Consider the following 14,716-nt stretch of genomic DNA (forward strand, 5'->3'; position numbering starts at 1 on the left):
TATATCAATAATTGATGTATTGTTGTATTATGTATTCGAAAGAACTATTAAAAGGGACATTGGAAGTAATCGTATTGAAGCTGCTATCGGAGCATGGTAAAATGTATGGTTATGAGCTTTCGCAAAAGGTGAAAGAGGAGACAGAAGGAAAGATTCATTTGAAGGACGGGTCGCTTTATCCTGCCTTGCATAAGCTTACAAAAGACGGCATACTCACATTTGAGGAGGTCAATATCGGGAAGCGTGTGCGCAAGTATTATAAACTCACAGCGAAGGGAGAGGAACAGAAGGAGACACTGCTGGATGAGATGCGAGACTTTATCAAAACGATCGAGAAAGTAATTTTTAGTGACTTAAAAACATCACCGGCGATATGATTGCTGAAGAATATGAAGATCGGATCATTGAAGAGGTCGAAAACAGCGCGATTAAAAATCAAACGCTGAAAGATGATCTTATTGATCATTTCTGTTGTCTTGTGGAGATCGAAATGGATCGCGGATTATCCTTCGAGAAGGCGCTGGAAAAAGCCTATCTGCAAACTGCTCCAAACGGACTGGAAGAAATACAAAGGGAAACAATTTTTTTACTCAATTACTCAAAAATCATGTTTATGAAACGACTAATGTATGTTGTAGGCTATCTATTCACAGTGACTTGGATGGCTGGAATCGCATTTAAATTACTGCATCTGGCTGGTGCAGGTGTTTTACTTAGTATTGGGGCACTAGGTCTGGCATTTATTTTTATCCCAATGTTTTTAATAAATCGGTATAAGAATTTTGCCAGGGAAGTACTGTCCGAACGATTGAAATGGATATTTGGGGGAATATCATTTCTGTTACTGGTGACTTCCATTACCATGAAATTACTACATCTTATGGGAGCAGGACTAATGTTAGGACTCAGTTTTCTGATTTTTGGAATCGGTTTTTTGCCCTTCTTATTTTTCACGATGTACAAAAAATCAGTAGATGAACTCTGAGGTCATGGACTAGACTCAAAATGAAAAGGCTGCTTGTTTCAAGCGGCCTTTTTTGATTCAAATTGTAGCTTTACTGTAATGGTTAGACAACACAATATTACCCTACCTCCTTTTCCCAGAGGTTTCCACCTCATCACGGATGAAGTCTTAAGTCAAGTGGATTTAACCGGTATCGAAGCTGGTTTGCTAAACGTCTTCATCAAACACACTTCGGCCAGCCTCACCATTAATGAGAATGCTGATCCTACAGTTCGCGCAGATTTCGAAAGTCATTTCAATCAATCTATTCCTGAGAATGCACTTTATTATCAACATACGTATGAAGGATCGGATGATATGCCGGCACATTTGAAGGCCAGCACTTTGGGAAGCTCTGTGACTATCCCGATCACAAATAGTCATTTGAATCTAGGTACCTGGCAGGGGATATATCTGGGTGAGCATCGTGATCATGGCGGAAGCCGCAAAATTGTGGTTACTGTATATCACTAGATGCCATCTTCCTGATTTTATTCAGATAGCTGCTTGGGAAACCTTCACGCTCAGCCAATTCAAAAAGCGAATTAGCATATGCTTTATTCGTTCCTGTGAGTGCTGTGAGAGGTAGATTATAACACGTTGCTTTAATAGACTCATCCGAAACTGTAAGTATAGTTACCTCTTCGGGGATATAGTCTGCCACACTCGGCTCGGCATATAGCTTTTGGAGAGCATCTTTTTCAACAGTCATTATGATACCATAAGCCCTTTCATTCTTACAAGGGATTAGAGAAGCTCGATCACCAATTTTCAATGTATAGTCTTTCAGATATCCCTTTCTTGAATTGGTCGGATGGATGCCATTCTTTTTTAAGATAGAACGATCCATGAATAAGCCATAGAAGAATACTTCCATTAACGGAATTTTTACTTTGAGCCTGAGAAATTTCCTGAACCATCATTCAGATAGATAAAGAAATCGGATGAAGCACCACCAATGTTCTCTAATCCTTGAATATTATTCATGAAGATATCGAGTGTTCCATCTCCATCTATATCCCCCACAGCAGCCCCATGTGTGAAGGCGCTTGCAGTTCCAATATTTGAAGAGCTGTTAACAAGTTCACTACCTGATCCCATGAGAAATGTATTAGGGTAACCAGGAAATGGCCAGAAATCATAGCCATGATCCGCAATGAAAAGATCATCTTTTCCATTACTATCAAAATCGGCAACCAGCCACTGTCTGGCATGATTTACTCCTGGAGTAGCTCCTGTTATCAAGCCTGTCGTTTCGGTGAATCTGCCCGTACCATCATTGATGGCTGTTACAATTTCTACTGTCTCGTCAGGTAATCCTGAAATGGATGAGGAGCCTATGACATCCAGAAAACCATCTCCATTGATATCAAGTAAAGCTCCATTTTTGAAACGTACTTCATCATAAGGATCAGAATTATGATTCCCATTGAGAATGACTTCAAATGTAGGCTCTGTTCCTGAACTGATGTTAATAAAAGTGGCCCATTGCCCCTCTGCATACCCATTTGGAGCTACTAAATCTGTGTCGCCATCATTATCTACATCTCCAACGAAAATGTCAAGCGGGAAACGACCCATTCTAGCTTCACCGTTTTCTGCCTCGTCCCATGTTAAAACTTCAAATGAATATTCACCAAGATCTCCATTGTCATTCATATAAATTAAGGATCTTGAAAAATTTGCATTGCCATCATTTAGGTAGATATATCCACCTTGGAAGACTCCATTTGCTGCATCCATACCAAACCCACCAGAGGAGGTTGTGACAAAATCCACGTTCCCATCATTGTTGAAATCACCGGTTCTAACCCATTCAACCCAACCCACTTCAATCAAATTGTCGGTTATTTTACTAGTACCATCGCTAAATGTATTATCTCCGTTATTGAGGTACAAATGAATTTGAGCAGACTCGGAGAAGGATCCTTCCGCTGCATCGATGGTACTAGATATTATATCAGGTCGTCCATCACCATTGAAGTCTTCTGATGAAATAGTGACTGTGTTTGCTGTTGAGCCTTTGTATCGGGTCGGAAAGGCATTTTCCTTGATCTGAAAATTCCCTGTCCCATCATTGATTAATAGTGCATCCGAACTAAGCCCAATGTGCGGACCAAGAATAATATCATTATCTCCATCCTGGTCAGTGTCCAGCATATAGGAAGCAGTAAAGTTCCCATGTTCATAGACAGCTCGAGGCAATCGGTTGTTTTCTTCTATTTCTTTATTTGGATCCTTTACTGAGTCATCATTTCCGCAAGAGGAGAAGAGGTGAAGTATAGTAAACGTGAATATCCAGGCAAGGGCATTTGCGAATTTCTTCATTATTGCTCTTAAGTTTGATAGATGCTTCAACGCATCATAGGCGTATCCACTTAAATGGTTATATACCTCCTAAAATAATAAAATCAGTTCAGATTAAAATTTAAGCATTACTGAGGTAAAGGTTAGCTCTTGAATAAGCTTTTCAAGCTTCTTTGGATCATAGCCACGTCCATGACCAGCTTCAATTCCTGTTCTCGAGGAATGTTTGGTTACAACTTATTTAGGTAATAGGCACCTGCTGATCAGAGGGCTTCAATTTCCTTAGCTATTTTATCGGCCTCTGCAGCTTTTTCGTCGCTGGCCTTTCTATTTGTTTTAGAAAGCGTGTACGATTCTTTCATCAGCTTCTCGTATTTTTTCTGAAGCTTTTCTTTTGGAGTTGTTTTGCTAAATAGTCTCATGATTAATTAACCACATTTGTAATAAGATGTTAGCTTCAGTCCTACTTTTCCAAGTTTTAGATACTGAACTAAATTCAGTATGACTCTTGAAGAGTTTATTGAGCACATAAATTATACTGTCTGCTGACCTTGTTTCAGTATGTCTTGAAAAGAAACTTGGCAGTAGGACTAGGCACTTTACTGCGTGTGTTCTTCCCTAAACTCGCCCGGTGATTTTCCGACAAGCTTTTTGAAATTGTTGTAAAACGAAACCTTATTTCGAAATCCGGCTTCTTCACCGATTGCTTCCAGTTTTAGATGGCTGGAAGATTCAAGCAATAGCCTGCTTTTAGCTTCCTCAACCCTAAACTCATTAATTAGTTCGGAAAAGGACTTTTCTGAAAAAGCATTAAGGGCTTGAGAAATCCGATATTTAGGCACACCTAGTTTCTCCGCAAAAGATGAGAGGTTGAAGTCCGGGTCTTTGTAATATTTGTTTTGCTCCAGTACGGAATTGATTTTTTGTACCAGGTAGTCCCCATCTTCTTTGGTCAGGCTGCTCGAGGAATATTTGGGTTTTACTCTTTCTTTAATAAAACTGTACTCACCAAAATAAGTAATGCCATAGGTGAGAAGGACAAATCCTCCACAGATGATGTAATCGAGCCGGAGTGTGTAAAATCCAAAGTACAGTGATAAGAAGTAGGCAATTTGTCCGATGATAAATGAAGTATATGCAGCTAAAAATAACTGGTTGATGGCATTAAATTTTACCGTTTTCACAATCACATATCCATAACCAACGAACAAGGCTATTTTAATCCAGGGCAATACATTTCTCATAATAGAAAGAAAATCGAGCGAAGCTTGAATGAAAAATGACATTGCTGCCCAGTAGATAGTAAATGCCAATGCTGGAATGAGGTGATAAGGGAGGTGTTTAAGTTTCGCCCCTTTCTTCATGTAGTAGTAAAAAGCAAAAGGCATGAACCAGTTAGCGGTTACAAATAACCATCTGATCGCAGTAGGAGGATTGATCATTTGCGCCCAATAGTTGACATAATGCAGGATGGTGATAGAAAACATCAGCAAGTACAGTCCCAGGAATCGTTTTCGTTTGCTTGCACTGATAATAAACAATAGCGAGAGGATCAGGCCATTGATGGCAGCTGCTAAAAAAAGTATGAGTTCCCAGGTCATGTCATTCCAGTAAAATTTTTGAAAAGATTTTTTGATATGAATACATGGAGTTAGATAACTACCCTTTTATTCCCCAAAGGCACTTTTTCAATATCACCCTTTGAAGGGGTTTTAAGATTCATTTAGAAAATCTTTTCATCTATTAAATATCACAAATAGTTTATTCCTCAACGGTTAAATCTAATCAGTAAATGGAATTAGGGCATAAATATTCGTTAATGTTAACCTCTTGCAGTTGATATGCTAAGTGTATGGATACATGGAAGCGTTATCATTATCCTAACAAAAAACAAAAAATATGAAAGCGACACTACTTATGGCAGGCATGATCCTATGTATCATGGCATCAGCTCAGCAGCCTCCAAAACCCTCTGAAGAAGATCTTTCCAAACTCGATTTTTGGGTAGGAAAATGGGATTTGACCTGGGAAGGCGGAAAAGGAACGAATCTCATTGAGAAGAAGCTGAATGGCCGAGTCATTCAAGAAAATTTTGAAGCGACAGAGGGTAACTTTAAAGGCTACCTCGGAACAAGTATTAGCACATTCAGTCCGAGAGATGGTAAGTGGCATCAGGCTTGGGCGGATAGTAATGGAGGGTACATTGACTTGATAGGCACGATGGACGGAGATACTCGTATTTTCCAAATGACCAGTCCGAGAAAACTCCCTGATGGGAATGAGATCGTTTCCAGAATGCGATTTTATAACATCACTGATGATTCCTTTACCTGGGATTGGGAAGCTTCAACCGACGGAGGGGAAACCTGGAATCTGAGCTGGAGAATCAATTATAAACGAGCTGAATAGTACTTGTATGAAATTATTAATGAATACATGTTGGCTAGTATTGGTATGCTGTTTTGCTTGTGGTGGAGAAGAAGAAAAGGAAACACCTGTTCTTACTTCATTGACAATTGTTGAAAGTCCTTTTAAGTTGGATCTAAATGAAACAGTGAAACTTACGATAAAGGGGATGGATCAAAATGGGAGTGAGATCGACATCACCGATGAGGTTTTGTGGTCTTCCAGCGAATCAAATGCATCGATTGATCAGAGCGGATCAGTTACAGGTCAGGCTGAAGGTGATGTTACAATTACTGCATCAGTTGATGATATTTCTACTAGTATTGATATAAGGGTCTGGGATAGCGCAGCTCCACGAATTGAAATTTATGTAACTGATGCAGCCAGGTTTAACAACGGAGGACCATATAAGGTCATTAGGTATGATGAAGATGGTGGATTTGCTGAAACATTGATTGATTCAAACCTTGGTTGGCCACAGGATATTGTTTTTCTTGAAGATAAAGGAACGATGCTCGTTTCAAACCTATCTACAAACAGTATTGACAAATTTGATATTAGCTCTGGTGCACATAAAGGAGCTTTTGCGGCGGTATCCAATGGGCCTACGCGAATGAAAATTGGGCCGGATAATTTATTATATGTTCTTCAATGGAATAATTCTGCGGGTGTATTAAGGTTTAATCTGGACGGAACATTTGTTGATTCCTTTACAAGTATTGGCGTAAATCAAGCCATTGGAATGGATTGGGATGCTTCAGGAAATTTTTATGTCTCTTCTTTTCAGGGCACGGTTCGGAAATTCGATTCTGAGGGTAATGATCTGGGAGTTTTTATTAGCTCAAATATTCAAGGCCCAACCAACATCTGGATCCCCCAGAACAGTGGAATGCTAGTGTTAGATTGGAAAGCAGGTACCATTCAAAAATTCGACATGGATGGCAGTTTCGTTGGAACATTTGCTACCGGACTTTCTCAGCCGGAGGGTATCGACAGACTTCCAAATGGCAAATTCTTAGTTGGAAATGGAAAGGCATCAACCGTTAATATTTTCAGTTCTGAAGGTACTCCCGAGGGTACGTTGTTTTCCGGTGGTTTCGGGTCATTAATACAGCCTAATGGAGTCGTTATTCGATTAGTGAATTATTAGAATTAAAAATTAAACATGAGTTGGTAATAAAAAAGCTTGTTCCTGATTTGGGACAAGCTTTTGTCTGTTTAATTTTCAATTTCTATCCAATTAGCTACCTCAAATTGATAGCTATTTTTTGGATCTCCGGCCACCAGTTTTTGATTTGCACAATCTCCAGTTCCACCTGATGGTATCCCTACAATATTATTGGGATTTTTAGCTGTCATTAATCCGATGGCAATTTTTAAATTTTCACCGTATGCTTGACGATCAATGATAAACTCTGTCTCGCCAGCATTGCCCATGTTCATGGTATTGGCTACCCATCCATTATCCCGCAGATATTGGTTGCGTTTAGCTATTGTAGCATCTTTCATATCGACTTCACGAAGTTGCCAATCAAACTTTTGATTGGTGGACCACTGGTCGCCTTCTTTTTTGTAGAGGATTTGACCCAGAGCTGCTGAGGCATGCAAAACAGTTACCTCATCTTGCTCATTGCATATACACAGGCTGGCAACATATAACTCCTCTGATTTGACGGTTATTTTCAGATAACTATCTGAAGAAGGATCAATCAGTAATTGATTGCTTTCATTCTTATCAAGTACTTCAAGTCCTTTAGCTTCTTCGGAGGAAATGTTGCCATCAAGGCTTTTTAGGTCTGTCTGCGCCTGAATTGAATAAACAAAAAATAGTAGTAATGTAGTTTTTAGTAATATTTTCATGATTTGAAAATTATAGATTATTAGTAGTTCCAAAGCTTAAGTAATGAACCAGAAGTACCATCCAATGGGTCTGTCTTCGGATTTGGAACTTCGGCAATATTTTTATCTGTTCCCGGTCGATCATTTGGTTTGCACCTCACAATATCTACCGGCATACCTTCTGGGTAAGCACCAACTACACCTAAATTGTGACTTCCTAAATTTTTATGCCCCACGCCTGCAGGGATTATTATGATATCGCCAGCCTCGACGATTACTTTTTCGCCCTGTTCTCCTCCTAATAAAACCTCTGCTCCCCCACTATAAATACCCAATACCTCGTGAGCGATGCTGTGGTAGTGCTGGAAGTCGAATATTCCATTTCTCCAGGAGTTACTCCAGTCATTGGTGAGAAACCTATTTTCCAGCCAAAGAGCGCCAGCTTCATTCCGTTTATTAAATGCTTTTTTGTAGACCAATAATGGATATTTACTGTTTGGAACTATTCCATCATCCTCAAAAAACATCGTTACCGGCGGCTTTCTTACTTCATTTGTTAAAGCGAGTGAGCCTAGAATTGCAGGAGCCATAAATAGAAAATCGCGTCGTTTCATTTTGTTTGACATTAATGATGTTTTTACTCTTGCTTCAATGTTTTGGAAGGGTTGATGCTTCCAACTCGAAGCGTTTCTCTTCCTACGATTAACAGAATAAGTATGGACAGAGCGAGAATTGGCAACATCAACATCCACCACTCAATCTGAATACGAATCGGGTATGAACTCAACCACTCTGATATACTGAAGTAACATATTGGAGTAGCAATTGCTGCAGCTATAAAGATCAGTTGCAAATAGTCTTTCCAGAAGTGTTTCTGTAAACTTATCATCGAGGCACCCAGGGCTCTTCTAATGCCAACTTCTTTTATTTTCAAGGAGAAGGTAAAAGACACTAAACCGAAAAGCCCCATTGCTCCGATTAGCATTGCGAATGCCGCGAAAAATCCTGTCAACTTACTAAACCTTAGTTCATTCAGATATTGTTGATTGAAGTATTCATCAAGAAAGAATGCATCATATTGATATTCTGGTAATACAGTTTGCCATGCTGTTTCAATTGATTGTAGTGCTTCATTTAAATTGTTTGTTTTAAATCTTACCAGATAATAGGCATATGGAGCATAAGGATTGATAGAGTGCTTGAGTTGATACACTAAACGCGGCTTATCGTTTTTAACCGAAGAATGGTAGTAATCAGAAATAACACCAATAATTTTCAATCGCTTATCAAAACGTGAATAAAAGACATCTTTATTTATCGCATCTTCTACATTAGTGTAACCCAATCTTTTCGCAGTTGATTCACTAACCAGTATAGCAGAAGTATCGGAACCATATGTTCTTTCAAAGCTTCTTCCGGCAACTAGATTCAGTCCAAAAGACTGAATAAAATCATAGTCTACAGCGAATATCCCGGAGATGAATTCATCGCCTTTATTATCTAAAGGAGAGAAAACCTGACTAGCAACATCTTTTGCAGGGATAGTTGAAGTGGCAGTAACTGAGTTAATAAATGGTATATCACGTAATCGTTCTTTCAATAAGTTGAATTTCCGATAATTAGAATCACCTCCAACATTTGCCTTGATTACCAATGTTTGATCAAGGTCTATTCCCAGATCCTGATTTTGCATAAAAGTAAGCTGTCGATATACAAAAAGCGTAGTTGTGATGAGAATGATCGAAATCATAAATTGGAAAACAACCAGACCCTTTCTCATCAGTATCCCACTTCTTGAGACTGTTAGTTTTCCTTTCAAAACCTTCAATGGTTGATAAGAGGAGATAACTAAAGAAGGATAACCTCCCGCCACAATTACTCCGATTATAGTGATTAGCAGTAGTATTACACCAACCGATAGTACATTAAATCCAGGTGGCCATTCCATTGACCGACCAATAATGCTTTCAAGAAATGGCTCTATGAATTTTACTATTCCAAGACCTACAAGCAAGCCCAAAACGTTAAATAGTAATGCCTCGGTTAAAAACTGATGGATTAGGTGGGTTCTTTGGGCTCCAATTACCTTCCTGATACCTATTTCTTTTGATCTTTTTAGAGATTGTGCTGTAGTAAGGTTTATGTAATTGATCCATGCCACGGCCAAAATGAAAAAGGCCATGATCATAAATATGATGATCATTGTTTTGCTATATGTAGAGGTGGGTTCTTCAAGGAATCCAGAATTAAGGTGGATTTTGTCTACTGGCTGCAATAATGATTCGTGAACATACCCTATCTCCGCCAAAGACTCCTTGTAGGTTGTAGGAACAAGATCGTTTATTTTTTGCTGCAAAGATTGGAGATCAGCAGATTCGGTGGTTTTAATGTATGTATGAAACTGCGTCCATCCCCAATGACCAGTTAGATTTGTCAGGAAGTTTTCTTCAAAAGTTGAGTATGAGATCAGTGCTTCAAATTGTAAGTGACTATGCTTTTTGGGGTCTGCAATTACACCCGTTACCAATAATTGTAATTCTGTGAGAAGGTGTTCCATACCCCCGGTTTGTATACTAATTGTTTTTCCTATTGGGCTATCATGCTTAAATAGTTTATCTGCAAGTGTTTGAGTTAAGATAATCGTATTTGGTTCTTTCAAGCCAGATAGGTTACTTCCGGCTATTAGATCATAGGAAAAAATGTCAAGCAGTGATGGATCTGCATAATAGGCTTCTTCAAGGTTGAATGACACAATCCCATTTTCACTTTTGTGCGATGCAATACATAAAGGTTCGGTGATATTTTGTCTGAATAACCGAGCAGCAAACTTTACTTCTGGAATTTGCTCTGTAATGGCAGGAGCCAGAGCGGGAACATTACTTGCTTTAATCACTGTTCCATCTGGGGTGTCCCTCTTTAATGGAACTCGATAGATTTGATCATAATCGGTGTAATGTTTGTCGAAACTTAACTCGAAGCTGACAAACTTCAATATCAACAAACTGACACCAATCCCTAACCCCAATCCTATAATATTAATGATAGAAAATGACTTACTTCTGAGAAGTGTTCTGAATGCTAGCTTGATATTCTTTTTAATCATAATATAGATAATATGACCTTAGAACAAAGTAGTGATTGATTTCACTACTTTCCATTTATAATTTTTCCTGAAATTTCAAGTCTAATGACCACCTCCCCCCACCTTTTATCAGCAGCGCGATTATTAGCGTAAACACCAACAGGTGAAACTCAAAGCCTTCACCTCTTCCCGGCTCACTGTACCAGTTCATGAAAAAGCCAAACTGACCATGTACCAGGTAGATGGCACCTATCATAATTATTCCCAGGGCAGCACTCACGATCCGAGTGCCAAGCCCGAGAATTAAACAAATCATACCTATGGATTCACCCAGTATCACCAGCCATGTAATAATACCAGGAATCCCCCACCATTGTTGCCACATATCCACGGTCCATTGTGGCCCATGCCCACCAAAAACTCCAAGGATTTTTTGCAGACCATGAGGAAGAATTACCATTCCTAACCCCACTCGAAGTATGAGAGGTAGGATGTCATCTGAGGTGTTTAATATTTTTTTCACGGTTAGGTTGACTGTTATTTTCCTTTTATACGCTCATTTCGAATAAAAAAGTCGTCATTTTTATTTCTACGGTTCCATAGATCTATCAATGCATTCTTATCTTCTTTTAGATAAGCATCAAAAAAGCTTTTTACACTTTCGTACCAGAAGTAATGCTTCTGATCGATTGTTTCATCAAGCTGTGGTAGGACGAATAAATTTCCTGTGAGATAATCATGCCCAAACTCATTCAGGATGTAGGAGTATCGATCAATGTTTGTCAAGGAGTCAAATATGGTGGTGTTTACATACAAGGATTCATTCTCCGGACTTTCATGCTGCTGAAACTCCATACGTGGTATTTTCAAATTGGCAGGTTCATAATAAACAGAGCTACTGGAATAGCTGTATCCATTGTTCTTGCCCTCCCAACCATCAATACTTACCATTGCATCAGCAGTTAGGTTTTTCATTTGATACAGAAGGGTAGATATGCCATCTGAATTGAGTCCGAGCAAACCAATTTGCGACTGATTAATATTAGGGAAATCATCGAGCATTCCTCTTACAATTTCAAAAGTTCGGATGCGCCGATTAATCACTTGCTGGGTATTTTGTCTGAATAGTCGGTTGCTACCCGATAGCGGCCCGGTAGAAATTACGACATAGCCATGACTTGCAAGGTATTCACAAAGTGTGCTCATTTTCCATACCCCACCGTCGTGTCCGGCAAGGAGTGCTGGAAAAGGACCAGGGGCTTCTCTTACATTCGCCATTGCTGCAGTAGGTTTACTACCTATTTCTTGTTTTTCATCGGCAGTAAACTCAATGGATAAACCGTATTTGGCATAGTTAAAGAAGATATCCATGGCTTGCGCTTTTTGCTGCTCATTCAATTCATTGAAATCATTCTTCTCAGCTGTTTTAAAAAAGTAATGCTCAAATGGCAGGGCCTTGTCTATGCTCCATTGAACCGTAGTAGGGTACCAGATCGATATTTGAATTGGGAAAAACCGATTATCGCTAAGACCACCGGGGATACTACGACTTTTGTCGATATAGTTGATGGTTTTGAATCCAACCTGGTAGGGTCCGGGCTCTAAGTTCTTCCATAACGAATAGGTTGGTTGTCCGATTAATAAATGGGTGAAAGTAACAATTACGATATATAGTTTGAATGCTTTTTTCATTGGGGAACTACTTTATTGTATCAACTTTAAACTTTTGAAGTAATGAGTCCATATCTCAGCTGCAAAAACAAAGCTACTGTCAGGCGCCATGGATACATCCGGATGCACTAATCCATCAGTTTCTGACCATTTTGCATAGACCGTCAATGAAGTATCACCGGAAACAGTTGGCGTAAAATATTTGTAAGGGAGTCCATTCTTATTGAGGATAATGGTGGCTATAAAATAGCTCCCATCCCAGATGTTGAATGTTGAATCATTTTTGGCCTTTGCTACATAGTTTTCAGTAGCCAGATTTTTAATGGTTCGGTAGAATAAATGCCGGTCCCAATTTTTCAAATAAACAAGCATGGAGGAATCCATCTCTGTTTTATTACCATTTCGCAGGCTCCAGCCCAGGGAATCATTGAAATATCTGACATTGTCAAACTCATCAGTCCACTGATGAATCCACACTTCCGTAGGGTACAGATTGCGTTTTATTTCGGAGTAATATGGAAAGTCAAGTCTTTGTTCCTCATGCAGGGCTTTTATATAAAGTGCCTGCAGTGAACGCCATTTGTCCAGGTCTCCCATTTTGGCCAATACCTTTTCTCTTTCAGAAATTTGGGATGACTGATTTTGCTGGCTGCAAGATACCTGCAACACTATCAGCACTATACAGCACAAAAGGTGAAAGGTAGGTTTCATCGGTTTTTCAATTGATCAATTTTATTCTTAAAAGCATTTTTATGTGCGTTCAGTAAGTTCTCTGGGTAACCTGTTGCCGTTTCAGTAAGCTTAATGCCTTTCTCAAATTGCTCAAGAGCTTCCCCCTTTTTTCCTATTTGCTGATAGTAGTCACCCAGGCTGTACCTGGGAATGTGATGTTCAGGGTAGTTTTCAACGTTGGCCAGAAAGACCAGTAGTGCTTCATCTTTCATTTCAAAGCTGAGAAGCATATAGCCGAGATTATCCAGTATCCCTCTCGCATCCTGATTTTCGGGATCTACAATGAGGAGAATTTTTGCTATAGCTAGGGCTTTGTCAATATCCCCTCTGCGTTGATAAAACATACCTACTTCTCGAAGGGAAAAAATATCCTGTTGAAGCAAATTAAAGGTGTCTTTCTCAGCTTCTCTTTCCATCATCGATACCACTTCCTTAGGGGAATGCTTGTCAAACAAAGCTTTGAGCTCCGCCAGATTCGGCATATTGGATTGTCGAGGCGTATACTCCATCGTTACCAGCTCAGGATCAAATTCAACGGGCACTTGTGCAGATTGAATGCGCAGCTGAGACTCAAGGTTTCCTTTGAGTGATGCATCAAAAAAATGCTTTAGATAATCATTGAAAATATGGAAGGACTCGATTACGTCTTGTGCTACATCCTTTCTGTTGTTGAGGTGTTTGGCTGCCAGATATCCTTCTGAAGCAAAATCCCAATGATGTTGAGGCTTCCCGAGAATGAGGCGATAGATATCTGCATATTTCATCAGGAACAGACTATCAAGAAAAATTTCCTCTTCGGTCAGCTTGCGACTGAAAATGTGGAGAAATGGAACCCTGATCTGTTGAGGGTCATAGGATGATAGGGCAGTCAATCCTTCATAAAGTCCTTCCATGAAATAGCCACTTTCAATATCAGCTATAGCGTCTACATCCACATTAAGCATAGCAAAGTGTACTTGCGCAAAACCGGATCCGCTGAAGCCAATAGTTCCCAGTTTTTGTTGATCTGCAATTTCCATTTTTCGAAGTTTCATTGTTACAAACTCCATATCACGGGCCATGTTGATATAGGTCTTCGACATGACAGGATAATATTGATGCGATTGGGATTCGTAATCGTGTTGACGGACATAGGCTACTATGAATCCATGGCTGGCTAGGTATTCATTTGTAATGAAGGTGGAAGTAGGTCTCAATTCGCCGATTAGCAGTGGGAATTTTTGTGAGTGATAATCTGCACCAATGGATGCTTCCCATTCAAGGCTTCTCAGTTGTTCCCAGTCTGATTCCTCAAAAGCACCAAACCATGAGCGCATAGCGTTTTTGTTTCCATGAATAAGACTTCTGCTTGGCAGTGTTTCCAGCGCCCCATTTTCATCTTCCCACTTTTGACTGGCCATGTATTTTTCTGTTGTCATCTTATAGTTAGATGAAGATGAAGTCGGATACCAAATGTGGACTTTGATAGTGCGATATCTGTTCTCAGGCTGTGCCAGAGGTTCGTTAGTCATCACACGAGTTGAATCGATAAAAGTCAGAATACGGAATCCAACATTGTGCGAACCATAATTTAGATCTTGAGCGAAAGACTGAAAAGTGAGTAGGCATATCAGTGAATAAATAATTAATACTTTCATCTAATTAGAATTTTTGATTTGAACCCTCCTCACACTTCA

The 14,716-nt window shown here is 39.5% G+C and carries 16 protein-coding genes; 5 read left to right on the forward strand and 11 right to left on the reverse strand.

The features are described from left to right. Window positions 1-29: 29 nt before the first annotated feature. From CHB71_RS10540 to CHB71_RS10550, 3 genes are all read left to right on the forward strand, one after another. Complete coding sequence (locus tag CHB71_RS10540) at window positions 30-377, forward strand: PadR family transcriptional regulator (RefSeq protein ID WP_179213378.1); 348 nt, start codon at window positions 30-32, stop codon at window positions 375-377. Continuing rightward, window positions 374-985, forward strand: coding sequence for a hypothetical protein (locus tag CHB71_RS10545; RefSeq protein WP_089356871.1), 612 nt, complete (start codon window positions 374-376; stop codon window positions 983-985). The genes CHB71_RS10540 and CHB71_RS10545 overlap by 4 nt, the downstream gene beginning before the upstream one ends. Window positions 986-1,063: 78 nt before the next feature. After that, window positions 1,064-1,477, forward strand: coding sequence for a secondary thiamine-phosphate synthase enzyme YjbQ (locus CHB71_RS10550; RefSeq protein WP_089356872.1), 414 nt, complete (start codon window positions 1,064-1,066; stop codon window positions 1,475-1,477). Here the strand turns inward: CHB71_RS10550 and CHB71_RS10555 are convergent. From CHB71_RS10555 to CHB71_RS10565, 4 genes are all read right to left on the reverse strand, one after another. Next, window positions 1,461-1,880: a gamma-glutamylcyclotransferase family protein gene (locus CHB71_RS10555; protein ID WP_089356873.1), complete on the reverse strand. Its 420-nt coding sequence runs from the start codon at window positions 1,878-1,880 to the stop codon at window positions 1,461-1,463. The genes CHB71_RS10550 and CHB71_RS10555 overlap by 17 nt on opposite strands. An 11-nt stretch (window positions 1,881-1,891) precedes the next feature. Continuing rightward, entirely contained in the window at window positions 1,892-3,331 is a 1,440-nt protein-coding gene (locus CHB71_RS10560) for an FG-GAP repeat domain-containing protein (protein ID WP_089356874.1), read from the reverse strand. 242 nt (window positions 3,332-3,573) lie between these two features. After that, window positions 3,574-3,732 carry a Lacal_2735 family protein gene (locus tag CHB71_RS18720; protein WP_245811250.1) on the reverse strand — a complete coding sequence of 53 codons (159 nt, stop codon included), beginning with the start codon at window positions 3,730-3,732 and terminating at the stop codon, window positions 3,574-3,576. Between the two features lie 177 nt (window positions 3,733-3,909). Next, entirely contained in the window at window positions 3,910-4,911 is a 1,002-nt protein-coding gene (locus tag CHB71_RS10565; protein ID WP_089356875.1) for a helix-turn-helix domain-containing protein, read from the reverse strand. A 298-nt stretch (window positions 4,912-5,209) separates the two neighbouring features. On the opposite strand from CHB71_RS10565, the gene CHB71_RS10570 reads away from it, so the two are divergent. Beyond that, a complete protein-coding gene (locus tag CHB71_RS10570; protein ID WP_089356876.1) occupies window positions 5,210-5,719 on the forward strand; it encodes a hypothetical protein in 510 nt (169 codons plus the stop codon). Between the two features lie 7 nt (window positions 5,720-5,726). Beyond that, window positions 5,727-6,866, forward strand: coding sequence for an Ig-like domain-containing protein (locus CHB71_RS10575; RefSeq protein WP_089356877.1), 1,140 nt, complete (start codon window positions 5,727-5,729; stop codon window positions 6,864-6,866). Between the two features lie 68 nt (window positions 6,867-6,934). On the opposite strand, the gene CHB71_RS10580 is transcribed toward CHB71_RS10575, so the two are convergent. The 7 genes from CHB71_RS10580 to CHB71_RS10610 are packed head-to-tail and all read right to left on the reverse strand — an operon-like array spanning window position 6,935 to window position 14,677. Beyond that, window positions 6,935-7,576: a hypothetical protein gene (locus tag CHB71_RS10580; RefSeq protein ID WP_089356878.1), complete on the reverse strand. Its 642-nt coding sequence runs from the start codon at window positions 7,574-7,576 to the stop codon at window positions 6,935-6,937. 20 nt (window positions 7,577-7,596) lie between these two features. Next, window positions 7,597-8,169, reverse strand: a complete 573-nt coding sequence (locus CHB71_RS10585) for a cupin (protein WP_144017390.1) — start codon at window positions 8,167-8,169, stop codon at window positions 7,597-7,599. Window positions 8,170-8,192: 23 nt separating this feature from the next. Then, the gene (locus CHB71_RS10590) at window positions 8,193-10,658 is read right to left on the reverse strand and encodes an ABC transporter permease (protein ID WP_089356880.1); all 2,466 of its coding nucleotides are present in this window, start codon (window positions 10,656-10,658) and stop codon (window positions 8,193-8,195) included. A gap of 55 nt (window positions 10,659-10,713) precedes the next feature. After that, window positions 10,714-11,160 (reverse strand): DoxX family protein, encoded by a 447-nt coding sequence (locus CHB71_RS10595; protein WP_221406706.1) that lies wholly within the window; start codon window positions 11,158-11,160, stop codon window positions 10,714-10,716. A 14-nt stretch (window positions 11,161-11,174) separates the two neighbouring features. After that, window positions 11,175-12,329, reverse strand: a complete 1,155-nt coding sequence (locus CHB71_RS10600) for a hypothetical protein (RefSeq protein WP_089356882.1) — start codon at window positions 12,327-12,329, stop codon at window positions 11,175-11,177. A 12-nt stretch (window positions 12,330-12,341) separates the two neighbouring features. After that, on the reverse strand, window positions 12,342-12,977 hold the full coding sequence (locus CHB71_RS10605; RefSeq protein WP_221406707.1) for a hypothetical protein: 636 nt from the start codon (window positions 12,975-12,977) through the stop codon (window positions 12,342-12,344). 38 nt (window positions 12,978-13,015) lie between these two features. Then, the gene (locus CHB71_RS10610) at window positions 13,016-14,677 is read right to left on the reverse strand and encodes a tetratricopeptide repeat protein (RefSeq protein ID WP_144017392.1); all 1,662 of its coding nucleotides are present in this window, start codon (window positions 14,675-14,677) and stop codon (window positions 13,016-13,018) included. Window positions 14,678-14,716 lie beyond the last annotated feature (39 nt).

The sequence above is a fragment of the Ekhidna lutea genome, from assembly GCF_900188325.1.
Classification (GTDB): domain Bacteria; phylum Bacteroidota; class Bacteroidia; order Cytophagales; family Cyclobacteriaceae; genus Ekhidna; species Ekhidna lutea.